Source organism: Leptothermofonsia sp. ETS-13, from assembly GCF_049200465.1.
GTDB lineage: Bacteria > Cyanobacteriota > Cyanobacteriia > Leptolyngbyales > Leptolyngbyaceae > Leptothermofonsia.
Genome location: NZ_CP120836.1, coordinates 5,407,887 through 5,431,346 on the forward strand (window position 1 = coordinate 5,407,887; position 23,460 = coordinate 5,431,346).

Below are 23,460 nucleotides of genomic sequence, written 5' to 3' on the forward strand. Positions count from 1 at the left end.
CAGACATGAACCTCCAGCAGTGCGTCCGGCAACGCTTCAAACAAAAGCCGCTGTCCTGGAAAAACGACCCGCTCGTAGAGCCAGTTGGGAATATTGGCAATGCGGGCAAGCTGAACCTGGCTGGTTGCGTTCTCGTAATAGCAAAGAATGCGATCAGACCAATCGTTGGGTAACGAGGTGAAGCTTTGAACCATGGCAGTTGTTGGGTTTAATGGGCCAGGGCGTAGCGGCTAAACAGAAAGTCGAGCGCATGGTTGCGGAGGGTGTAATATTGCGGGTCTTCCATAATCTGGGTGCGGTTGCGGGGGCGGGGGAAGGGAATCTCCATGATCTCGCCAATTTTCGCGTGGGGACCGTTGGTCATCATCACAATCCGATTCGCCAGGAACAATGCTTCATCAATGTCGTGGGTAATCATCATGACCGTTACCCGATGCTTGCTCCAGATTTGCAGCAGTTCTTCCTGAAGTTCTTCTTTGGTGATGGCATCCAGGGCACCAAACGGTTCATCCAAAATCAGCACCTGGGGATAGATGGACAGGGCACGGGCAATGGAAACCCGCTGCTTCATTCCACCCGAAAGTTGCCCCGGTTTTTTGTGCATGGCCTCTTCTAAGCCCACCATTGCCAGGTGCTCCCGTACAATCTCAGTTTTCTCTTTCCTGGATTTTTGGGGATAGACTGCATTCACAGCGATATAAACATTCTCAAATGCGGTTTTCCAGGGCAACAGAGCGTAGTTCTGGAACACCACCATGCGATCAGGGCCGGGTCGGGTGACTCGCTGACCCTGTACTCGAACCTCGCCACTGGTGGGTTTGCGGAAGCCCGAAACCGTGTCTAACAACGTGGTTTTACCACAACCAGAGTGACCAATGACACAAATGAATTCACCTTCAGAAACGGTCAAATCAATTCCATCCAAAACAACATAGGAACCGTTTGGAGTGGGGTAAGACTTGGTGACATTGTCAATCACCAGGAAAGAGTCATGGTGGGTTTGGGAAGTGGTTTTGGGGCTGGTGAGAGTTTGCATAGAATTCCAGTGTGAAGTGATAGATGGTCAGGAGGCAGATTTGAGGTTTGAGGTTTGAGTTCTCAATTTAAGTTTGAATTCCCAGTTTAAAGGTTCAGAACTCAGAACTTTGTAGTGGATTAAACGTTGGCTTTTTCGTTGACATCGAGGATAATTTCTTCGATTTTGATCGGTCGATGGATTTCGAAACTGTTGAGGTAACCGATGGGGTCATCGGGTTTGAAGATTTTGCCATCGAAGAGGTGGAAGGGGGTGCGATCAGGTTCAGCGGTGGGTAAACCAAGCTGGCGGGTGGCTTCCCGATAAATGTCGAGTCGGTGGGTGCGTTCCAGCACTTCGACCCAGTTTCTAGGGAAGGGGGTGATGCCCCAGCGGGCCAGTTGGGTCAAAATCCAGAGGCTTTCAGCCTGACGCGGACAGTTGGTTTGGTCAACGTAGAACTGGTTGAACCGGAGCAGCATTCTGGGTTCTTCTCCGTTGACGTAGGTGTAGGGGTCGATAAAGCCAGGGCGGGTATATTCGGGTGCGGAACCCACGTACTGGGGCTGGCATAACAGTTCCAGGATCTCTTCGCGGTTACGGCGATCGTCGCAGTATTCACAGGCTTCCAGGAGGGCCTTGACGAGGGCGAGATGGGTCTCAGGATATTCGTTGGCCCACTCTTCCCGTACACCCAACACCTTTTCGGGGTGTCCTGGCCAGATATCCAGATCGGTTGCAATTACAAAGCCCAGGTTTTCGTGAACGGCACGGGAGTTCCAGGGTTCACCGGCACAGTAGCCGTCGATATTATCCGCAATCAGGTTGGCAACCATCTGAGCCGGGGGAATGACTGCCAGACTGACGTCCTGGTCGGGGTCGATGCTGCTGGTTGCTAGCCAGTAGCGCAGCATCAGGTTGTGCATGGAGGTCGGATGCACGACTCCCAGGGTATGGACTTTATCAGGAGCGTGATCGATCGCCGCCTTCAGGTCATCCAGATTTCGCACGCCTGCTTCATACAGATGGTCATCCAGGGTAATGGCATTGCCGTTCCGGCTGAGGACGATCGCCGTCGTCATCGGTAAGGGAACATTGTTGCCAAAGCCTAATGTCATTGCCAGGGGCATTCCGGCCACCATCATGGCTCCATCCAGGCGACTGGTTGCAACTCCTTCAGCGATCGCTTTCCAACTTGGTTCGCGGCAAAGGTTCACCTCTTCCAGTCCATGCCTGACAAAGAAGCCCTTCTCCTTGGCAACCACCAGCGGAGCGCAGTCGGTAAGGGGGACAAAGCCAATATCCAGGTTGATTTTCTCCAGGCTGTGACGAGCGATCGCCACCTTCTGGACACTCTTTCGCTTCTTCTCGCGCTTTTGCTGGTTCAGGAAGTAAACAATTTCACTTCGCAGTGCATAGTAGCTGGGGTGGTTCACCACTTCCATCCGGTGCCGCGGGCGGGGAATGGGGACTTCCAGAATTTGCCCAATGTGGGCCTCCGGACCATTGGTCATCATCACCACTCGGTCTGAAAGCAGCAATGCCTCATCCACATCGTGAGTCACCATGACACAGGTCATCTGGCTTTCCTCACAGATGGTCATCAACTGCTCCTGCAAATTGCCACGGGTGAGGGCATCCAGTGCACCAAACGGTTCATCCAGCAGTAACACTTTGGGGCGAATGGCCAGGGCACGGGCGATCGCTACCCGCTGTTTCATCCCACCGGACAGTTCCGCGGGTTTTTTGTGAGCAGCATGGCGCAGTCCGACTAAATCAATGTGATGCTCAACAATTCCACGTCGTTCGCCCTTTGGCAACCGCTTAAAAACTCGATTCACCGCCAGCGAGATGTTTTGATGAACAGTAAACCAGGGCAGCAATGAGTAGTTCTGAAATACCACCATCCGATCAGGACCCGGACGGCTTACTTCCCGCCCTTCCAGAACGACCCCACCCTGCGATGGGCGTTCAAGCCCTGCAATCATATTCAGCAACGTCGATTTGCCACATCCGGAGTGACCAATCAAACTAACGAACTCACCCTGCTGAATCGTCAGGTCAATCCCTTTCAGGGCAACGTAATATCTTCCACCGGAAAGTGGAAAAACCTTATCAACGTGGTCAATATCTACAAAAGCTGACATAAGTTCTGAGGAGGAATGGGTTGGCACGCAATTCAATTAATTTGCTATTCAGTCAGTCAGACGGGAGTGCCCAAATCATAATGATTTTTCAGTTTGAAATGATGGCGGCTAGTGCCGCTCATCATTACCTCTTGAGGTCTATCCAGTCAGACTATGCATTTTCCGCACTTGATTTCTGAGGTTAAACCGATTACCGGCTTTCTTCTGGCATGACAAACCTGGCAATTGATGCAATCAATTTGTCCAGAATGAAACCAACAATACCGACATAAATCAATGCCAGAATAATTTCGCTAATCAGTGAGCTATTCCATGCATCCCAGATAAAGAAACCAATTCCAACACCACCAATCAACATTTCTGCGGCCACAATTGCCAGCCAGGAAAGACCGATTCCAATTCGTAAACCAGTAAATACATAGGGAACGGTTGCCGGTAACAGAATGTTGAAGAAATATTCAACCCGCGAAAGCCGCAAGACGCGAGCGACGTTACGATAATCCTGAGGCACCTGCTGTACTCCAACGGCTGTATTAATAATGACTGGCCAGATGGCAGTAATAAAAATGACAAAAATTGCAGAAGGCTGGTTATCGCGAAACAGGGCCAGGGAAAGGGGTAACCAGGCCAGGGGAGGCACCGTCCGCAGCACTTGAAACACAAAATCCAGCGCATCATAAATCAGAGCATTCGTGCCAATCAAAATTCCCAATAAGACGCCCATAATCGCTGCTAGCGTAAATCCAATTGCAACCCGCTGCAAACTGGCTGCAAGGTGCCAGAACAAACCTTTGTCAGTGCCACCATTATCAAAGAAAGGATCGACAATCAATTCCCACGTATCTTGCAAAACCGTGATTGGCGCAGGAATCGGAGGATTGGGACCTGAACATAGAATCTGCCAGATTCCTAGCAAAACCAGAATTGCGATCGCTGAAATCGTGACCTTTCTGACATTCTTCTTCAGACCTGGTAACAGATTTGCGAGAAATTGGCGAGGAAGCCTAGAGGAACTGACAGCCATAGAAGCCCTTTGAGATAGATTAGGTGAACAGATGTAAGGCAAAGGAGAGAATTGGGGAACAAGAGAAAACCATGAACTCCTGATCCCGTGCTTCATCAATAGCTAAACTTTCTTAATCTTGAGGTCCTTCAAATACTCTTCCGGCTTCTCCGGGTCAAACTTGACCCCATCGAAGAAGGTTTCAACCCCACGAGAAGTACTGGCTGGAATCATGGCCTCCTGACCAATCACTTTGGCTGCTTCCTTCCAGAGATCTTCCCGGTTGACCGCATCTACCAGTTTCTTCGTATCGGTGTCAGGAGGCAGGTAACCCCAGCGAATGTCTTCCGTCAAGAACCATAGATCGTGACTCTTGTAGGGATAGGAGGCATTATCACGCCAGTATTTTTGCATCAACTCCTTGCTTTCAAACTGACGAACCCCCATGTTGTACTTCCCCATGGAGCGGTCAATAATGTCTTTGAAGGGAACCTTGAACCACTCACGCTTAGAAACGATTTTGCACATTTCCTCTTTGTTCTCATCCTTGTCGCACCAAATCTGGGCTTCCTGTACCGCCATCAGTAGTGCTTTTGCTGCCTTCGGATACTTATCGACCCAATCTGCTCGCATCGCAAAGGCTTTTTCAGGATGGTTTTGCCAGAGTTCTCCAGTCGTCAGTGCGTTGTAGCCAACATCCTGGTTCACCGTTTGCAGAGGCCATGGCTCTCCAACGCAGAAAGCTTCCATCGTACCTGTTTTAACATTGGCAACCATTTGTGGCGGTGGAACGACAATTGTTGAGACATCCTTGTCAGGATCAATGCCTCCCGCGGCTAACCAGTAGCGAATCCACAAATCATGGGTGCCTCCTGGAAAGGTCATAGCAACCTTGACTTCTTTATTAGCTTTGGCTTTTGAAAAAGCATCCTCCAGGGGAGAACTGTCTGTATCAACTTTCAAATCCCGATAAGTATTTGAAAGCTGAATTCCCTGACCATTCAAATTCAATCTTGCCAGGATATACATTGGCACTTTTTTGCCATCTGTTACTTTGCCTGTTGATATCAAATAGGGCATTGGGGTCAGAATGTGCGCGCCATCGATTCCACCCCCCTCAGAACCCAATACGATATTATCTCGTGTGGCCCCCCAGGAAGCCTGTTTCAGCACCTCAACATCCTTCATGCCATACTTTGCAAAAAAGCCCTTTTCCTTCGCAATAATCAAGGGCGACGCATCCGTTAGAGCGATAAATCCTAGCTTTGCACTGGTCACTTCCGGTGCATCGGCTGAACTCACGTTCGCGGCTGGAGCAGCAGTAGGTGAGTTTGAACCATTTGATGCAGATTGAGGAGAACTGCACCCATGGGCGAACAAAGTGCCAGCAGCGGTTGCACTGGCTGTGATGATAAACTTCCGTCTCGATAGTTGTGACATAACTAAGTTTCCTGATCTTCAAGTAATGGAAATGTTGATTTCTGCTTGAGCATCGGTTGTGGAAGCGGGTGCCAGCGAACCAGTACAGCAAAACGAAAGTTTGATTGGGGGGCAGGGGTGGAACCCCTGGTTAGGGGCGAAGCCCCCAAACCCCCATGTTGCAAAATTTAGTGTTTGCAACACTAGGCATCAATCAGCACTCGACCAACCGGGTGAGCAATACAGGTGAGGATGTATCCCTCGGCGCACTCCTGGTCATCGAGAGCATTGGGATCTCCCTCGTATTTCACGTTGCCTTCCAGAAGTTTGTGTTTGCAGGTGCCACAGGTGCCTGACCGGCAACTGCTTTCAATGGCCACTCCAGATTGCTCCGCTACTTCCAGGATGAGGTCTGCTTCTGTGCAAGCAACTTCCTTGCCAGAGTTGGCGAAACAAACCGTTGCTGGAGGGGCTGAGACGGCAGGTGGCGGGGCGGCAGTTACGGGGGGTGGAGTAGCCACGGCGACTTGAGCTGTTGCCGAACTGTTTGTCTTCTTGAGATCGGTTGTTTCAACAATTAGCTGCGATCGCTGAACCATCAACTCTGGTGGCATCTCTGCCCGCTCCTTCGCGCCAAAGTCCTGGATCAGCATCTGGCGCAGAATGGGCTTCAGGTCATCGCAGGGAATCCCTTTCATCGTGCAGGTGCCAAGTTGGGCATGTTTGCCGACCTTGCCACCCGTATAAATATCAACCCCTTCCACGGTTTGCCCGTCCTTGCGGACTTTGGTTCCCATCAAACCGATGTCAGCGACCTGGGGTTGACCACAGGAGTTGGGGCAACCCGTCCAGTGAATCCGCACAGAATTGGGACAATAGAGTTCCGCATCCAGTTCTTGCATCAGGGCAAGGGCGCGATTTTTGGTTTCAATCAGGGCGAAGTTGCAAAACTGATTGCCCGTGCAGGAGACTAATGCTCGTTCCAGGGGGCTGGGGTTAACCGAGAACCGTTCTAAAAGCGGTTCCTTCAGCAATGGGGCAATGCGAGAATCGGGCACATCGGGAATAATCACGTTTTGCTCAACCGTCAGTCGCAGTTCACCACTGCCATAGACCTCTGCCAGTCTAGCCAGGTCAAACATGTCCTGGGCATAGAGGCGACCGACGGGGACGTGCAAACCTACATAGTTCAAACTCGGTTGCTTTTGGGCATGAACACCAATGTGGTCACGTTTATTCCACAAAATCTCATCCTTGGCGGCGGCGGTTTGCAGGGGAAAGCCCAGTTGCTTTTCCACCTCTGCCCGAAACTTCTCAATGCCCCACTCGTCAATCAACCACATAAGACGAGCTTTCTGACGATTGGCTCGCAGGCCGTGATTGCGGTAAACGATGAGAATTGCTTCGCACAGAGCGACCACATCGCGGGGGTTTACCCAGGCATCGAGGGGAATGGCAGCTTCACACCGCTTGGCAGAAAAGAACCCACCCACCAGTACATTGAAGCCCAGGTTGCCGTTTTTGTAGGCGGGAATGAAGGCAATGTCGTTGATTTCAGCATGGACAGAGTTGTCGCGGCAACCGGCAATCGCAATGTTGAATTTGCGCGGCAGGTTGGTAAACGAGGGATTTCCCTCCCCGTTATTGGTAATCATGTCCTGCACTTTACGGCACAGACCACGGGTGTCAATCAACTCATCCGCATCAATGCCTGCTACGGGAGAGCCAGTAATGTTGCGGACGTTATCCATCCCAGATTGAATACTGGTCAACCCGGCCCCTTCAAATCGACGGAAAATATCCGGCACATCCTCAATCCGCACACCCCGTAGCTGAATGTTTTGCCGGGTAGTGATATCTGCCACGCCGTCTTCGCCGTATCGCTGCACCACTTCTGCCAGAACTCGCATTTGCCCGCTGGTCAGCACCCCATTGGGAATACGCATCCGGAGCATGAACTTGCCAGGGGTAGACTGGCGGAAGAAAAGCCCCATCCATTTGAGGCGATGGTCGCGATCGGTTTCATCCATCGCTTCCCAACCAATTTGGGCGAAGTGCTCCAGTTCTGCCTTAACAACTAAACCATCTTTTTCTGCCTTAAACTTTTCAAACTTATTCTGACTGGCTGCCGCTGGGACTGTGCTCGTCATAGATTTCCCTTTTTCTCTAAAGCTGAGCGGGTCAGTATTGGTCCTTGTTTCTGCGAACTGATTAAGAAATATTTCGCTTCCCGTTGAAACTGTTCTCTCAGTGAGTCGTTGAAGTTAAGGTAAGCGGATAGAGCGGTTGAATTCGTATCTCTCGTTACAAATTATTTCTAAATATGAAGTTTTTGCATAATTCTGATGCGGTTCAAGCATGAAGTTGCTGTTGATAGCATCAGTTTTTAGTGGGATTGCGTTGAATCTGCTGGCATTTGCAGTCGCCCACTCCACTACTCCAAGCCTTTTAGGGATTTTTGTGCGTTTTTTGTGCGATAGCCAGCGAGTTCAATGGGATAAGCAGTCGCTCCCCCATTGCTTTAAACTTTTTACAGAGTTAGTCCTTTTACAGAGTTAGTTTGACGGTGTCTTCTGAGTAGCTGGCTCCTTCCAGCATCAGGGCGGCAATAGCATCGTAGGCATCAGCCCAGGCTTGTTGGACTTCAGGTGTCCAGTCCTTTCCCAGATAGAATTCAAATGTTTTGATCAGGGTGATACCCACCAGTGGGTAATGTTCGGGTAATGTTCGGGAATGCTCCGTACTGAACATGCTGTGCTCCCAGTCCCTTCAGAGCAGAGGTCAGCACCTCTGGCTTCCGCAGGTTCTAAATCACCAACACTAAGGCATTCAGCAACTTTTTCTTTTGCCCTGCCATGTCGGTGTTGGCAAATAGGAGTGCAGCATCGGGATAATTTTCAAAAAAGAGTAGTGTAGAAAGTGGATACAAACTCGTTTGCATCGGGTTTGATTTGCTCGAAACTTTGTTCTAAAAGTTCAACATTGAGAGACATCGTTAAGTTGCTCCATAAATTGGTCGAATCGGAAAACTGATAGTGCAGAGGGCAGGGTTCAAGGGAAGTGAGGGGGTAAGGTGCGAGAGGTGAGGTGAGGGTTAGTTGTGAGTGGTTGGGTTGTTCGTTGTTCAAAGAGAGGTGAGGGGTAAGAAGCCAGGAGCCAGAAGGAGTAATGGAATGACGGTATCAGATAGTAATAATTAGGACAACTAGGACAACCGAGACGATTGGCAATGGGTGCTTTAGAGACATTGAAGATAACTGAAGCTTGAAATTTTGCCTGTCACCTGTCACCTACCTCTGCTAAATTTGGGCGAAGACTGTTTCTTGTCAGGTTAGGCAGGTTAACTAATTGAGTCTGTATTCACAATGTCATCGAGTCTGTATTCACAATGTCAAATTTTTTAGAGCAGGCTCAGAAAGCAGCACAACAGGGCGACTGGTTGCGACTCAGCCAGTTTTTGCAGCAGTGGTTATTGACAGAACCCAATGTTCCGTTGTTGGAAGCGGACACCAGACAAGGGCTGGCACTGGCGCTTATGGTTTTGGAAACGGGCGATTTTCAAGCCCGATGGGATGTTGCCAAAGTATTTCCGGCATTGGGGGAAGCGGCGATCGCTCCCCTGATTGATTTGTTGCAAGATGACGAAGCGGATCTGGAAAGCCGCTGGTTTGCTGCCCGAATTTTGGGTGAGTTTGATAACCCTGACACCGTCCAGGCATTGATTGCCATTTTGCAAAATGCGGAGGACGAAGAACTGAGTATGATAGCAGCCGAAGCTTTGGCAAATTTAGGTGCTTCGGCGATCTGCGCCCTCACCTCTCTGCTGGCCAACGAAGATACTCGCTTTCTGGCAGTCCAGTCTCTTTCTCAAATTCGCCGCTCCGAAACGATTGCGCCCCTGTTAAGCGTGGTTAATGACCCTCAACCGGGGATTCGGGCAATGGCGATCGATGCCCTGGGTAGTTTTCATGATCCCCGCATTCCACCGCTGCTGTTACAAGCGCTCACCGATCCTGCCGCCATCGTCCGGCGAAATGCCGTTGCTAGTCTAGGAGTTCGTTCGGATCTGATCAACGAACTGGATCTGGTTTCCCCCCTGTCTGATCGCTTATGGGATTTGAACTTAGACGTTTGCCAGCAGACGGCGATCGCCCTTGGACGAATTGGCACAGACGCGGCCATTGACCGCTTATTCCGGGTGCTGACTTCTCCCCACACGCCCCTTCCCCTCCAGATTGAGACGATCCGGGCACTGGGCTGGGCTGAAACTGAAAAAGCTCTGGAATGCCTGCAACAGTCGCTAATCACCTTAGACCCATCACACACCCCCGTGGAAGTGTTTCAGGAGATGGTGACGATTCTGGGTCGCTGGTCAAACCCGAACCTTAAACCTCATGCAGCGGCCATTCTGATCAACCTGGTGAATTCCACCCACCCCATCACCACTCATCCCAAAATTAAACAAACAATCGCCCTCAGTCTTGGGCATTTAGGACAACTGGTGGCAATTGAGCCCCTGTCTCAACTGCTGGCAGACGAGGATATCGGAGTTCAACTACACGCGATCGCGGCCCTTAAATCCCTTGATTTTCAAACCTCCCTGCAACACCTGAAAACCCTTGCCCGGCAAAACAACTTATCCGAAGCAATGAAACGGGGAGTCGCGATCGCGTTGCAGGAGTGGAAAGGGGAAATGGGTGGATGAGTGGATAGGTAAAAGGCAGTGGTTAGTGGTTAGTTCAGTAAGGGGTGAAGGAGTGATAGGTAACGGGGTGTTTCTTTACCTGTGACCATGCTAGGGAAACAAGAGGCTGCTTCTCCCCTCTCCCGTTCTGGGAGAAGGGCCGGAGGTGAGGGTTGTTGCAAGAGTTTAAGGGCAAGGTGGATCTGATTTATATTGACCCAACCTTTGATGTGGGTGCGGATTTTTCAATGCAGGTTCAGATTGGAGATGAAAAAGAAGAAATTGGAAAAGATCAATCCACTTTAGAAATGGTTGCTTATCGAGATATGTGGGGTAAAGGAACAGATTCTTATCTGCATATGATGTCGGAAAGATTTGTTCTTATCAAAGAGATGATTCATCCCGAAGGGAGCGTATACATTCATTGTGATGCCAGAATGCTCCATTACTTGAAATCTTTAGCAGACGACGTTTTTGGGCGTGATTGTTTTATGTGTCAGATTGTTTGGAAGAGAATGCAAAGCGGGCGAAAAGCAAAATCAAATAAGTGGCTATTTGTTGATGATGTATTTATCGAATGAGTGGGAGCAAGTATGAGCCTCAATATCAACCTTATTCAGAGGAGTATAAAAAACGATTTACTCAAAAGGATGAAAGAGGAGTTTATTACTGGGATAATATTGGAACCTATTCTCAGGAACGGTTAAATCAGTTGATTGCTGAAGATAGAGTTCGTTTCCCTGATAACCCCAATGCTAAGCCTAGAATAAAAAACTATCTTCATGAGGGGAAAGGGGTAGTAATTGATAATATCTGGACGGATATTGCCCCTGTAAACTCACAAGCAATTGAAGATACCTTGTATGCTACTCAAAAACCCGAAGCACTCTTAGAACGCATTATCCAAGCCTCCTCCAACGAAGGCGATTTAGTCATGGATACATTCTGTGGATCGGGGACAACGGGGGCGGTGGCGGAGCGCTTGGGGCGCAGGTGGATTATGTGTGACTTGGGGCGGTTTGCCATCCACACCTCCCGCAAGCGGATGATTGAGCTTCAGCGCAAGCTGCACCGTGAGGGCAAGCCCTATCGCGCTTTTGATGTCTATAACCTGGGGCGCTATGAGCGGCAGTGGTGGCAAAAGGATCGGTTGCAGGGGGCGGATGAGGAACATCGGCGGGTGATTCTGGAGTTTTTCAAGGCCGAAGTGCTGACCAATCCGCCCTCGCCCCTGTTGCATGGGCGCAAAGCGGGGGCCTTTTGTCATGTGGATGGCATCGACTCTATATTTACCCGCGAAGAAGCGAAACTGGTGGCGCGGGCGACGGCACAGGCGGGCGGGCGCGAGTGCTATTGCCTCGCCTGGGAGTTTGAGATGGATTTGCATCTGCTGGTGAATGCCTTGGTGCAGGAGTTGGGCGTGAAGCTGAAGCTGGTGCAGATTCCCCGCGAAATCATGGAGAAAAACCGCAAGTCGCCGCCGCCCTTTTTGGAAGTAGCAGTGTTGGAAGCGGAGGTGGTGTATCGTAGCCCTCATCCCCTAACCCCTTCTCCCAAGCAGGGAGAAGGGGGACAAGAGGCTGTTTCTCCCCTCTCCCCTTCTGGGAGAGGGGCTGGGGGTGAGGGACTCCGGGCAGTGGACATCAAACTCACCAAATTCCTCCCCTTCCTCGCCGAAGTGCCCACCAAAGAACTGGAAGCGATTAAAGAACGGGCGATTAAAAGCGGCTTTGACTTTATTGACTTTTGGGCCGTAGATTTCAACTGGCAACCGGGCAAACCCTTCACCCACGACTGGCAAGACTACCGCACCCGCAAAGATCGCTCCCTCAAAACCATCAGCGATGCCGGCTACATCTACCCCGCTCCGGGCAAATACACCGCCTGCGTCAAAGTCGTTGATACCTTCGGCTGCGATACCTCAATTACCCTAGAGGTGGAGGTGTAGCTCAATGCCTATCCTGCTTGACTATCAGAACCGAGAAGTGCGTTTGACCGAAGAATGGTTAGCGCATATTCTCGACCACCCTGAGATGGTCGGCATGGAAGCTCAAACTGCTGACACCCTGAAGCAGCCAAAATTGGTACATCAGTCTCGCAGTGATGAAAGCGTAGCACTGCTTTATCAGTTCTATACCCAAACGGCGATTGGGTATAGATGGCTTTGTGTGGTGGTGAAATATCTCCCCGATGATGCCTTTGTTGTCACCGCGTATTTCACTGATAAATCGAAAAGAGGAGAAACCCTATGGCAGAGCGAGTAAAGGTTTGGTTTGACCCGGAAGCCGATTTTCTAGAGGTGGTTTTCTCGGATGCTCCGGGCTATATGCGGGAAACCGAAAACGATGCCCTTATGGAGCGAGTGGATTTAGAAGGCAACCTGCTCGGCTTCTCCATTCTGGCGGTTAGTCAGCTTGCCAAATCAAAACCATGATGGCTGAGTTGCTTTCAGGAAAAGGAAATGCGGCTTAGGAGATCACACCATGCGACAAGTTCGTATTAAGGAGGTAATTCGTGTCTACAGCAATTGAGCTAAAAACAGATAAAAAGCTTTGGACAGACGAAGAGTTTATGGCATTGCCCAACGATGGGCATCGCTATGAGATCGTGAACGGGGAATTGATTGACATGGGAAATTTAGGAGCATTGCATGGCTATGTCTGTATCTTGCTAGCAGCAGCCTTAGCCAGCTATGTCTTGCCTAAAAAGCTTGGGGTTATTTTAGACTCCAGCACTGCCTTCAAGATGAAAAATGGCGATCGCCGTTCCCCTAATATTTCTTTCTTTGCTAAAGAACGTTTGCAAGGATTGACCGAACTGCCCACAGGATTTTTAGAGGGTGCGCCCGATCTGGCGGTTGAAGTACTCTCTCCCGGTAATACCGTAGAGGAAATTCACGACAAATTGGTGGAATACTTCGAGAATGGTACTCGTCTAGCCTGGATTATTCACCCTAGCGAACACTATGTCCTCGTCTACCGCTGTGCCCAAGAACCCGACCGCCTGCTGAAATCTGTTGATTCTCTGGATGGAGAAGAGGTGATTCCCGGATTTACGTTCCCCGTGGCTGATCTATTCCAAAAGCTCTCATTCTAACTTTCATGACCTCCTCCACTCTCAATCCCACCCTTCTCGAACCCCTTTTGCCCCTTGGCAAGAACCCAACGCCCATCGCGTCCAGGCAGAAAAATCCGGCGACCCCGCTGTGGTGAAACAGGGACGCAGAGCCTCGCCAATCGAGGTGGTCAATAATCTACGGGTAGCGGTGCGGGAGTGGCGAGAAGCGTTTTACATTGGAGCCAGCGACACCACCATTCAACTCCTCAACCACTGGTTCAACCGCGCTCATCGCAAAACCACCCCCGATGGTGAAGAATTTGAGTTTCGTTATTACTTCTGCCAGCGAGAAGCGATCGAAACTCTGATCTACCTCAAGGAGGTGCGGCGGATTGAGTGCCTATCCCAAATCATTGCTGAGTTTGGCGGTGCGAATGCGGAATTGCAAGCCTTGGGTATCACTGAAGACGAAGATGCCTGGAGCCGCTATGCTTTCAAACTGGCAACGGGGGCAGGCAAAACGAAGGTCATGAGCCTGTGCATCGTCTGGAGCTACTTCCATGCTCTGCGGGAATCCGATTCCGAAATGGCGCGGCATTTTGTCGTCATTGCTCCTAACCTGACGGTCTACGAACGCTTGAAAGACGACTTTGGCAATGGGCGCGTGTTTGATGACGACCCGCTGATTCCTCCCGAATGGCGCGGTGACTGGAATCTGTCGGTGGTGCTACAGGATGAGGCGAGCGGTGCTGCTACGGGCGGAACGCTTTACCTCACCAATATTCACCGCCTCTACGATCCCGCCAAGCGCAAAAAGAACGCCGAGGAAGAGACCTACGCCTGGATGGGGCCGGCTGTCTCAAAATCCAAAGCCCTAGATACTGGGGCGGCATTGCGCGATCGCATCACCGCCCACCGTCGGGTTATGGTACTCAACGACGAAGCCCACCACGTCTGAGATTCCGGCTCTGCCTGGAACGAAGCCATCCGCACCCTCCATGAAACGATTCTGGCTCGGAGTGGTTACAAGCTAGTGGCGTAACTGGATTTTTCCGCTACACCTAAGGACAACAGAGGACTACTGTTCAAGCACATCGTCTGCGATACGCCCCTGGGAGAAGCGGTGGATGCAGGCATTGTCAAAACACCCCTGATTGGACAAGCCAGCCGCAATTTAGTCGAACAAGCCGATGACAACGCCGCCTATCGCTGGGAACAGCATCTCCTGTTGGGCTACGAACGCTGGAAAGCCAGTCGGGATGAATGGTCAGCGAGCGGCAAAAAGGCCCTGCTGTTCATCATGTGCCATGACACCGATGCAGCGGATCAAATTACTCAACGCCTCAATACCGACCCACTGTTTGAGCAACTCAACGGCAAAACCATTAACTTGCACACCAACCTCAAGGGCAGGTTGAAGAAAGTCGGACAGGGCAAGGCGGCGCGGTATGAATGTGAATGCCCTGAACATCCAGATTCCCACCCTGTCTGCGGGATTTCGCATTGTGCCCAAGCTGGAAGGCTTGACGATTCAGGATGTGAAAAAAGCGTTCCAACCTTACAAACCCTTGCCGTTGCCGCCCTCATCCCCCCACCCCCCCTCTCCCAGAGCGGGAGAAGAGGGAGCAGACTATGACCCAGACAGCGGTTCGGCTCCCCTCTCCCCACATGAGAGAGGGGCTGGGGGTGAGGGGAATCACATGATTGAGTATGAGGGACGACACTTGTTTACGGGAGAAGTCGTCGAAAAAATGCAGTTGAGTTTGCCACTGCTAGAGTCAGGCATTGGCGCAGTTTCCTACTACGTCAAGCAATTGGAAACGATTTGTAAACTGCGGGGACTCCATCCCATCCTCGCCCCCCTAATTCAGACCTTCCTGGAAGAGATACTGTTTGAACAGAAAACTACCTTGTTCGATCCGGCTTTAGTGGCTCGGTTAGCCGACTCCGATGTAGGCGAACACCTGCGGGCTGTGTTTGTCCCCCTGATTCGCGGCCGCACCATTACTACCGAAGAACGGTTAATGGTTGAACCACCTAAATCCCTTAAGGACTGGAAACCCTTTCAAGTCACCCTCAGCGAACGCTGTCCTGCTTTAGAAGCGGCAAAGACTCTCTTCAATCTGGTGACGTGTAATCGCGAATTAGAGGTGGCAGTGGCGAGGTTTTGCGATCGCGCCCCTGATGTCGCTGCCTTTGCTAAGAATGCTGGGCCGCAGTGTTTGCGCATTGATTACCTGACTCATGGCGATCGCCTTGCCTTTTACACGCCTGATTTCTTTGTCCGCACGATTGATGGTCACTACTACCTGATCGAAACTAAGGGGCGAGAAGATCGGGATGTGCCGTTGAAAGCCAAAGCGGCGATCGCCTGGTGTGAAGCTGCTTCGAGCCCTCATTCCCTAACCCCTTCTCCCAGAGCGAGAGAAGAGGGACGAGAGGCTGGGGGGGAGGGCATTCAATGGCACTATCTCTACATTCCCCAAGGGGTGTTTGAGCGCATGGCAGGCGATACCGTTGCTGAATTGGCTCACGCCTGTGCCCCAGCCCTGCAAAACCTGCTCCAAGCTGAGGAATTTCAAGACTTGCCTCTGTTTGTAAATTTGGGGCAAATGGATGAAGAAACCTCTGCTGTCGAGAGCCTGATTGATCCAGCAATTCTCAATGCTCTGCCTTCTCGCTATCGTCGTGCCGCTGATCAAGCCGTTATGCTCTATCGTTTCTTCGAGAACAAAGAGGGCATGAATTATGCTTCTGTTTTCACCGCGCTACTCGGTTCAATTGATGAAGTTGCAAAAGGCTTGTTAATACGGCGACTGCAATCAGAGATGCCTGCCACCGTAGATGACCAAAAAGCCTGGTTTGATCCTTGTCTGGGTGGCGTTGACCGTAAATCAGAGGACTACTACCGCAAATTGGCACAAAATCTGAAACGGACGTTGGTATTCAATAATGGCTTGTCGCTCATTGGCTTGCTGCGATCGTGTTTAGACTATGCTCTCAATGACACCACGAAAATCGGCGGTGTGTTTCAAGCCTTAAAGACTCAGTTGCGATTTCAGGGCGGGCGCAAGCTTTTAGAAACCGTGACTCGCATCAATGACTTTCGAAACACCTATATTGCCCACCAGGAACAGGAGTTGACTGATAAAAACCTGGCTAAGCAGGAACTCAAGATTTGGATAGAGGCATTGCACATGATTGGAAAGTAAACGAAACAAAATGTGCTTGTCAAGCAAAACAACAAATCGATGGAGCCGACCGCTAAAAGGTTATAGCGGTAGTCATTATGGTTAGGACGGGGTGCAGGGGTTCCACCCCTGGCTGGGGGCTTCGCCCCCACTCCCTCTCTAATTCCAACGTCCTAACGCACCCGCATAGAGCTATATCACTGAACTCTCAGGAGAGCCTCGTTTGCAGGGTTTTTAGAAAAGTTTGAGCTTCTGGATGGGTGGAGTTCAAAAACTCCTCCGATGTACCCAGAAATACCAGTTTGCCCTCACACATCAGGCCGATGCGGGATGCCAGCACAAATGCTTCCTGAATGTCATGGGTCACGAACACCACTGTCTTGCCCAATTCCTGCTGTAATCGTTTGAACTCCTGTTGCAGATCCAGGCGGGTAATGGGGTCGAGGGCACCAAATGGTTCATCCATCAGCAGAATGGGCGGATCCGCGGCCAGAGCACGGGCAACCCCCACTCGCTGCCGCTGCCCTCCAGAAAGCTGGTGGGGATAGCGATTCGCAAACTGGGCAGGATCTAACCCCACTAGATGTAACAATTCCTGGGCCCGTGACTTGAGTTGTAGTGGTTTCCATCCTTCCAGGGCAGGCACCAAACCTACGTTGCGTTCGATGGTGAAATGGGGAAATAACCCAATCTCTTGAATGACGTAACCGATTTGTCGTCTGAGTTGAATGGGATCCCAATCTATGGTTGCTTTTCCCTGAACCTGAACTTCACCACTCGTTGGTAGGATGAGCTGGTTAATTAGCTTCATGGTTGTGGTTTTGCCAGAGCCACTGCGTCCCAGAAGCACTAAAAATTCTCCTTTGGGAATGGTGAAGTTCAGTTCAGAAAGCAGGGTTCGCCCTTGAATGGCAAACCCAACCTGATCGAACTGAACGGCGATCGCACCACTCCTCACCTGAGAATTTCCATTTATAAACTATGAATGCATTATCCTTTATCCAAAACGGTTCCTACCACACAGGCTCCAGTGAAGTTTGCCCCGTTAAAATTGACATTCTCTAACTCGGCACACAGCAAGTTTGCTCCTGCCAGATTAGCTCCGGCTAAGTTAGCTCCTTGCAAATCGGCTTCTTCCAGATTGGCTTCGTTGAGCAATGCGCCCTGAAGGTCTGCCTGCCGCAAATTGGCACCGTGCAGGTTGGCATTGCTCAGGTTGGCACCGCGCAAGTCAGTACCCCGCAAATCAACCCCCTGCAAGTTCACTCCCATTAAATTTGCGCCGCTGAGAAATGCTCCGGCAAAAGTGGCTTTGCTGAGGCGCGATCGCATCAAATTCGCACCCCGCAAATTGCCTCCCCGCAGATCGGCTTCGGTTAAATCAGCCTGCATTAGGTTGGCCCCCATCAAACTGGCTCGCAGATCGGCCCCCATCAGTTGTGAACCAATCAAATTCGCCCCTTCCAGCGATGCCCCACTCAGTACCGCCCGGCTCAGGTTTGCCCCAGTCAGCTTCGCACCAGCCAGATTCACCCCCTGGAGGTTTTGTCCTGACAAGTCTTCGTCTTCCAAATCTGCACCGGGAAGAAGTTTAGCGGCAATGGAATCGGTGGTTTTGAGATTCATAGACAGATTGAATTTGAGTTTTGAGTTCTAGCAAAGGTGACGGGCAATAGAGTAGGGGGGAATAGGGGGATTCTCCATCACCTCTCTACTCACTCACCCTTCTACTAACAACTACAATCCTCTTAGCCCCTGGCTTCGAATTCCTCCAAATCTTTTCCAAACAAATCATCTCCACAGTGAGAATCGAGCAACCAGAGTCCGGCTGAAATTTTGGGCATGTTGACAGACAGGCTCAGCCCTTGCTGCAAGCCGCAAACTAGAAGGGACAGTGTATCCACCAGTTTTGGATCCCAACGTTTGCTCTGTTCTTGCTGACACTCAGCCAGTGCTTTTGCCATACATTCCGCTGTTGTGAGCGATTCTCCCCGGTTGCGAGTTTCGGTTTGCAGGAACGCAACTCGTTTCTGAAATTCCGTTACCAACCCTAAAATGCGGGATTCCAATGGAATATCATCTCCGGCAAGTCCGGCGGGTTGTCCGCTGCCATCCCAGTGTTCCGTTTGGTGGGTGATGATGGTAGCGATCGCCCTCATGCGTGGCATAGTTCGTACTACCTGTGCTCCCGGTATTAGGGGGCAACTGGGGGCAATACTGGCATCTTCGGAATAGCGAAACCCGCCTGGGCCGAGAATGGTTTCTGTGCGCTGCAAAGGAGCCAGGCGGTGCAACAAACCTGCCAGTTTCAATCGATTCAATTGCCAGGAGGGGAGATCGAGCAGTTGACCCATGGCTTCTGCCAGGGCTGCCACTTCTGCTGCAGCATTGGGATTGACTTCATCTGCCTGATCAGTCAATTGTGCCATCCGCAGAAATGCCTGTACTTCGTTTGATAGCAGGTTGCTGTCCAGAATGTCTTGATGTACGAGAGGACGATCGCTTTGATTTATATGGTTCAGGTCTGCCTGCCCTGCCTGAAGGTAACTCACAACACGGGAAACAACGGCTCCCAAATCGTCTCGTTCATGGGTTTGGGCGGAAACAATTGCCTGCACTTGAGCCGTGAGCGCCTCTGCCAGAGAGGGGTCGTAGCGGCGAACGTGGGCGATCGCCAGTTCCACTGTCTCCTGCACCAAGTTCGCTTCAAAGGTCCAGAATCCGTAAAACTTCCGTTCTAAATCATGCTCTGGCAATCCGTTTTTGCCGTAATCTTCCGCTGAAAGCTCCTGACACAGCACCATGGCTGAATAGGTGGGAGCCAGAATCATCAGGTGCCATTCCTGCGCAACCGGATCGGAGGGTTCTAAGTTGACCAGAGTGACATTGGCTCGCTGGCTGGTGGGATGCTCTGCAAAACCCGCATCCGGTGCCGCCATGATTACCACATGTTCTGATTTCTCTGCCAGGTCAGCATAGCGATCAGCTTCTTGCAAATACCATTTGCCTCGTTGAAAGGCTGTAACTACCAGCGGCTTGCTGCCCGCCGTCAGGATACAATCCTCTAACGCATGGCAAAGGGCAACCAGTGTGTTTTTGTAATAAACGCCAAAATTGAGTGATCGCTTGCCAATCTGACCGGGTTGATGGGCCGTTTTTAACAGATAAAGTATCGAGCCTTCTAACATGGAAATAAATCTGGCGTTTAAAGCTGCACTTAGAGGATGAGCGGTTTACTCTCCTCATCTTCTTAACAGAAGTTTACCAGCTAATTTCTGGAAGTGGGAGATTTGCAATGGGAGAGATAGCATCCCACTGACTTGGAAAATAAACCCCTCGATTCTCCTGACTCCCTTTTTCCATTCGTGGTGCTGTTGTCGTTCACAATGGCTACCTAGTACGGCAAAACGAAAGTTTTTTGGGGGGTGCAGGGTTCCACCCCTGCTTGAGGGCGGAGCCCCCAAACTCCCATGTTGCAAAATTTAGTGTTTGCAACACGAGTAGTCTGCCAAGCAGATTTTGAAGGGTTGCAAACCCTGTGGTTCGCCGTGACTTTTGAATCTTAAGGCCGTGGGTATGTAGACAATTCCTTCGATCAGTTCGGCTTTTTTCAGGTTTAGCATCGTGTTGTAACGACGCTCGAACTCGTTAACGGTTGAGGCGATCGCCATTTTCCAGGGGCGGAACTGCCAACGCTGAGAAGGAATTTTGACCATGGGAGTCGAATGGGATAAAACTGGGCCTCTCCTACTGGTTTAAAGTATTTCAATGGCTATAGGGGCGATTGCAGACCAGAGCGATCGCCCTCAGCTTATCAACTAAACTCCCTGAGCATCTTCCAGCAGCCAGCGCATGATATCAGGTAATTGCCGCTGCCATGCGGTTTCGTGGTGGGGCTCACCTTCCGCCAGTTCAAAGTGTAGTTCGTGATCGCGGTAGCCAAGCTTTTTCAGGTGTTCGTAAAAGTCGCGATTAATGGGGGGGTAATCCAACCAGATGCCATTGAAGGAGTACTGTTCGCCGCCACCCACGTAGATATAAATCTTTGACCAGTAGTCTGTCTTGCGGTCCCACAGTCCAAACATCTGCCCTCTACCAAACAAGCCTCTGCCCCACATTAGGGTTGCAGAGAGGCTACCAATACGCCCAAAAATGTGAGGATAGGTTTTGCCAATGTAAAGGGTAATCAGGCCGCCCATGCTGGCTCCCATCACGCCCGTCCACGGCTGTTCTGGGCGAGTGCGGTAGGTTTTGTCGATGTAGGGTTTGAGGCTGTCTACCAGGAATTTAGCCGTGTGTTCAGCGCGTCCACCGATCCAGGGCGAGTATTCGGTGAAGCGATCGCTCGTATGGTCAATCGCTACGATAATCCAGGGAGGAATGCGGCCTTCGGAGGCGAGTTTATCCATCGCCCAGTTGGCGCACCAGGTATCGTAGACGGCGGATTCGGGATGGGCAAAAACATTCTGTCCATCAAACATGTACAGGACTGGAAACCGCTGGTCGGGGTTGTGGTCGTAAGCGTCGGGGGTATAAATGCGAATCGTGCGGTTGGTTCTCTCAACGGGAGAGTAGAAGTCGCGCAGGATGTGAATGTGACCCATATTGCCTCTGATTGAGTAGGTGTTTTCGTGAAGGGGGCGTTTCAGGAAACACGAAGACGATCGCGATTAGTTGCGATCGCCCCAGTATAGATTCACTTCCTGCTACTGCATTCAGGAAACAGCCGTTAACTCTCTGGCTTTCGGTTCCGCAATTGGAGCTGACAGCGCCTCTTCCAAATCCGCCCGTCCTAACCGCTGCTCCAGAATATTCATCACCTCGCGCCCAAAGTCATTTGGGTTCTGTCTCCAGGCTTGCAGGCAGACCTCACCGAAGAAGGACCCAAGCGGTTCCGGGTTCCACAGAAGTTTGTTCACAGTCCAGGGGGTAATGTTCATCGGGTCATACCCTGGCTTGAGAATATTCTGGTCAAAGGCGTATTTTTCCAGATGGGTGTGGGGTTGCAGACCAATAAAGAATATGGCTGGTTCAACCTTATCAGCTCCAAAAATGTGTTCCAGTTCCCGGTGGTAGGCGATGGTTTGGCGAATGGTATCGAAGGTTTCGTCAATAACGTTAAAGGAATAGTTGACAGAAACCAGGTCATTGAAGCCAGCCGCTTTGAGATCCTGGCAGTTTTGCAGCACGGTACGCAGGTTATACCCCATCCGCATCTTGCGAACCAGCTCCTGGGAACCACTGGTAATCCCGATTTCAAAGTAATTCATACCCGTTCTGACCATCAGGTCACACATCTCTGGCGTGAGATTGTCTGCCCGGATGTAGGCGGCCCAGTGAATATCGTCCATGCCAGCGTCCAGGATCTTTTGCAGCAACTCCACCACGTCATCCATATACTTACGAGCCGGAATCAGTTGAGCATCGGTAAACCAGAAGTTACGAACGCCCCGATCGTAAAGCTGGCGCATTTCGGCAACCACCTCATCCGCGGGATTAACCCGTACCTGTTTACCCTCAATCACGGTGTAGATGCAGTAGCAACAATTGTGGGGACAGCCGCGCTTGGTTTGAACCCCAACGTAGAAATCCTGGGCTTGCAGGTAATAGTCAAATTCTGGCCAGATGGCTTCGATGTAATCGTAGTTGCAGGCTGTTTTTTCAATGGGAGTTGGTGTTTCGTGGATCATGCGATCGCGCGGCTTCGTTTGTCCCACGATATAGCACCGCTCATCCAGAAAATTCTTCCCTTGCAAAAGCTTTTCTAAAAGCGCTTCCCCTTCTCCAACCGAAATAATGGTTCCTGCGGGCAGGCTCTTTCCCAACTGCTCATAAAAGACACTAACCGCTCCCCCGCCAACAACCGAACACACATCGGGGTTATATCGCTTCGCCCGCTTCATACCTCGCTTAATCAAACCAAGGTTGCGCCAAAGTTCCCCATAGTAGCCCTTAGCGACTCGCAGCAGCCCCAATGCACCCCGCAATTTCACCAGCGGATTACGGGCGTAGAAAAATTCAAATGTATGTTGAAGTGGATTTCCTCCCCGTCCACCCACCGGAGCGTAGATTTGGATATCCCGCCAGGAGAAGATTAACAAGGTTGGGCGAAACTCATCAATACAGGCATCCAATGCAGATGCATAGTCCAGAGGCGGCACCGTACCCAGGTCAAAAATGCGCTGCTCGACAGTGGGAAATACCTTATGAACATGGTCTGCCAAATAAACAACACCAATCGGAAAAATGGGGTTGCAAGGGAGACGAACGTAGAGAATTCGGTTAGCCACGGGTCCTACTCCCACCGAAAATTCTGAAAATTAATTTCATATATCTTTACGATAGCACTGTCTCCTGATTGCGAGATCAACCCCCTTCCTCCTCACCCTTCATCCTCATCCTTCTAGCCAGTCGGTTGGTAATCGGATTTACAGCGCATGGGATCGCAGGGTGTTAGCTTGATAGGGTCTTTTATCGAATTGGGATAAGCTCCTCTTATGGCTCAGATTTTTGACCCGCTACCTTCAGATAGTGCCAGTAGAAAGATTATCTGCTGCTATGTAAACGTCACCAGCCGAATTCAGGTTGCTCGGATTACCAATATTCCTGGGTGGTACTTCGAACGGGTGGTCTTTCCAGGACAGCGTTTGGTATTTGAGGCTGTCGCTGAAGCGATGTTGGAAATTCACTGTGGCATGATGGCAAGTGCAATTCTGTCTGATACCATTCCCTGTTCACGTTTGAAAATCCATGATGAAGTCATACCAACTTTTGACCCGAATGAGCAGCAGAAACTGGAGGAAAAAAACGAGAGAAAAACCCTAGAAAATCAGGCTCTGGTTGAACCTGTGGTGACCATCCAGTAATAACGGCTAGCTTAGTTGAGATAACGGTTTAAGTGGTTCCCTATTTTTCATAACAAGGTTTGCTTTCATCTGGACGTT

23 protein-coding genes and 1 pseudogene are annotated in these 23,460 nt (G+C 50.7%); 10 read left to right on the forward strand and 14 right to left on the reverse strand.

Translation table 11 applies throughout. The annotated features are described in order from the left end of the window. Positions 1 to 8 precede the first annotated feature (8 nt). The 8 genes and pseudogenes from P4D80_RS24615 to P4D80_RS24650 form a co-directional block, all read right to left on the reverse strand. A pseudogene (locus tag P4D80_RS24615) lies at positions 9 to 194 on the reverse strand (DUF1830 domain-containing protein); the annotation flags it as partial. A 14-nt stretch (positions 195 to 208) separates the two neighbouring features. Next, the gene (locus P4D80_RS24620) at positions 209 to 1,036 is read right to left on the reverse strand and encodes a nitrate ABC transporter ATP-binding protein (protein ID WP_421656683.1); all 828 of its coding nucleotides are present in this window, start codon (positions 1,034 to 1,036) and stop codon (positions 209 to 211) included. 119 nt (positions 1,037 to 1,155) lie between these two features. Next, a complete protein-coding gene (locus P4D80_RS24625; protein WP_421656684.1) occupies positions 1,156 to 3,162 on the reverse strand; it encodes a nitrate ABC transporter ATP-binding protein in 2,007 nt (668 codons plus the stop codon). A gap of 190 nt (positions 3,163 to 3,352) precedes the next feature. Then, positions 3,353 to 4,186 carry a nitrate ABC transporter permease gene (ntrB, locus tag P4D80_RS24630; protein ID WP_421656685.1) on the reverse strand — a complete coding sequence of 278 codons (834 nt, stop codon included), beginning with the start codon at positions 4,184 to 4,186 and terminating at the stop codon, positions 3,353 to 3,355. A 102-nt stretch (positions 4,187 to 4,288) separates the two neighbouring features. Then, positions 4,289 to 5,605 (reverse strand): CmpA/NrtA family ABC transporter substrate-binding protein, encoded by a 1,317-nt coding sequence (locus tag P4D80_RS24635; RefSeq protein WP_421656686.1) that lies wholly within the window; start codon positions 5,603 to 5,605, stop codon positions 4,289 to 4,291. 182 nt (positions 5,606 to 5,787) lie between these two features. Continuing rightward, positions 5,788 to 7,734, reverse strand: coding sequence for a ferredoxin--nitrite reductase (locus tag P4D80_RS24640; RefSeq protein WP_421656687.1), 1,947 nt, complete (start codon positions 7,732 to 7,734; stop codon positions 5,788 to 5,790). A 397-nt stretch (positions 7,735 to 8,131) separates the two neighbouring features. Then, entirely contained in the window at positions 8,132 to 8,335 is a 204-nt protein-coding gene (locus P4D80_RS24645) for a globin domain-containing protein (RefSeq protein WP_421656688.1), read from the reverse strand. Positions 8,336 to 8,390: 55 nt separating this feature from the next. Beyond that, entirely contained in the window at positions 8,391 to 8,525 is a 135-nt protein-coding gene (locus P4D80_RS24650; RefSeq protein WP_421656689.1) for a hypothetical protein, read from the reverse strand. 447 nt (positions 8,526 to 8,972) lie between these two features. Between P4D80_RS24650 and P4D80_RS24655 the strand changes: the two genes are divergently transcribed. The 9 genes from P4D80_RS24655 (at position 8,973) to P4D80_RS24695 (ending at position 16,537) form a co-directional block, all read left to right on the forward strand. Beyond that, positions 8,973 to 10,289 carry a HEAT repeat domain-containing protein gene (locus P4D80_RS24655; RefSeq protein WP_421656690.1) on the forward strand — a complete coding sequence of 439 codons (1,317 nt, stop codon included), beginning with the start codon at positions 8,973 to 8,975 and terminating at the stop codon, positions 10,287 to 10,289. A 152-nt stretch (positions 10,290 to 10,441) separates the two neighbouring features. Further along, on the forward strand, positions 10,442 to 10,849 hold the full coding sequence (locus P4D80_RS24660; RefSeq protein ID WP_421656691.1) for a DNA methyltransferase: 408 nt from the start codon (positions 10,442 to 10,444) through the stop codon (positions 10,847 to 10,849). Next, a complete protein-coding gene (locus P4D80_RS24665) occupies positions 10,846 to 12,216 on the forward strand; it encodes a DNA methyltransferase (protein WP_421656692.1) in 1,371 nt (456 codons plus the stop codon). Before P4D80_RS24660 ends, P4D80_RS24665 begins: the two co-directional genes overlap by 4 nt. A gap of 4 nt (positions 12,217 to 12,220) precedes the next feature. Beyond that, positions 12,221 to 12,532 (forward strand): hypothetical protein, encoded by a 312-nt coding sequence (locus tag P4D80_RS24670; RefSeq protein ID WP_421656693.1) that lies wholly within the window; start codon positions 12,221 to 12,223, stop codon positions 12,530 to 12,532. Further along, positions 12,517 to 12,702 carry a DUF2283 domain-containing protein gene (locus P4D80_RS24675; RefSeq protein ID WP_421656694.1) on the forward strand — a complete coding sequence of 62 codons (186 nt, stop codon included), beginning with the start codon at positions 12,517 to 12,519 and terminating at the stop codon, positions 12,700 to 12,702. Before P4D80_RS24670 ends, P4D80_RS24675 begins: the two co-directional genes overlap by 16 nt. Before the next feature lie 80 nt (positions 12,703 to 12,782). Continuing rightward, positions 12,783 to 13,364 carry a Uma2 family endonuclease gene (locus P4D80_RS24680; protein WP_421656695.1) on the forward strand — a complete coding sequence of 194 codons (582 nt, stop codon included), beginning with the start codon at positions 12,783 to 12,785 and terminating at the stop codon, positions 13,362 to 13,364. 112 nt (positions 13,365 to 13,476) lie between these two features. Next, entirely contained in the window at positions 13,477 to 14,283 is an 807-nt protein-coding gene (locus tag P4D80_RS24685) for a DEAD/DEAH box helicase family protein (RefSeq protein ID WP_421656696.1), read from the forward strand. 165 nt (positions 14,284 to 14,448) lie between these two features. Next, positions 14,449 to 14,961, forward strand: a complete 513-nt coding sequence (locus P4D80_RS24690; RefSeq protein ID WP_421656697.1) for a hypothetical protein — start codon at positions 14,449 to 14,451, stop codon at positions 14,959 to 14,961. Positions 14,962 to 15,025: 64 nt separating this feature from the next. Beyond that, positions 15,026 to 16,537 carry a hypothetical protein gene (locus P4D80_RS24695; protein ID WP_421656698.1) on the forward strand — a complete coding sequence of 504 codons (1,512 nt, stop codon included), beginning with the start codon at positions 15,026 to 15,028 and terminating at the stop codon, positions 16,535 to 16,537. Positions 16,538 to 16,724: 187 nt separating this feature from the next. On the opposite strand, the gene P4D80_RS24700 is transcribed toward P4D80_RS24695, so the two are convergent. The 6 genes from P4D80_RS24700 to P4D80_RS24725 all read right to left on the reverse strand — a co-directional run bounded on the left by P4D80_RS24700 (position 16,725) and on the right by P4D80_RS24725 (position 22,806). Beyond that, on the reverse strand, positions 16,725 to 17,474 hold the full coding sequence (locus tag P4D80_RS24700) for an ATP-binding cassette domain-containing protein (protein WP_421656699.1): 750 nt from the start codon (positions 17,472 to 17,474) through the stop codon (positions 16,725 to 16,727). Positions 17,475 to 17,506: 32 nt separating this feature from the next. Continuing rightward, on the reverse strand, positions 17,507 to 18,142 hold the full coding sequence (locus tag P4D80_RS24705; RefSeq protein ID WP_421656700.1) for a pentapeptide repeat-containing protein: 636 nt from the start codon (positions 18,140 to 18,142) through the stop codon (positions 17,507 to 17,509). 122 nt (positions 18,143 to 18,264) lie between these two features. Beyond that, complete coding sequence (locus P4D80_RS24710; RefSeq protein ID WP_421656701.1) at positions 18,265 to 19,704, reverse strand: DICT sensory domain-containing protein; 1,440 nt, start codon at positions 19,702 to 19,704, stop codon at positions 18,265 to 18,267. A gap of 294 nt (positions 19,705 to 19,998) precedes the next feature. Then, positions 19,999 to 20,232, reverse strand: coding sequence for a hypothetical protein (locus P4D80_RS24715; protein WP_421656702.1), 234 nt, complete (start codon positions 20,230 to 20,232; stop codon positions 19,999 to 20,001). Between the two features lie 102 nt (positions 20,233 to 20,334). Beyond that, complete coding sequence (locus tag P4D80_RS24720) at positions 20,335 to 21,120, reverse strand: alpha/beta hydrolase (RefSeq protein WP_421656703.1); 786 nt, start codon at positions 21,118 to 21,120, stop codon at positions 20,335 to 20,337. A gap of 111 nt (positions 21,121 to 21,231) precedes the next feature. Continuing rightward, positions 21,232 to 22,806, reverse strand: a complete 1,575-nt coding sequence (locus P4D80_RS24725; protein WP_421656704.1) for a photosystem II high light acclimation radical SAM protein — start codon at positions 22,804 to 22,806, stop codon at positions 21,232 to 21,234. Between the two features lie 207 nt (positions 22,807 to 23,013). On the opposite strand from P4D80_RS24725, the gene P4D80_RS24730 reads away from it, so the two are divergent. After that, positions 23,014 to 23,382, forward strand: a complete 369-nt coding sequence (locus P4D80_RS24730) for a DUF1830 domain-containing protein (protein WP_421656705.1) — start codon at positions 23,014 to 23,016, stop codon at positions 23,380 to 23,382. Positions 23,383 to 23,460: the final 78 nt, after the last annotated feature.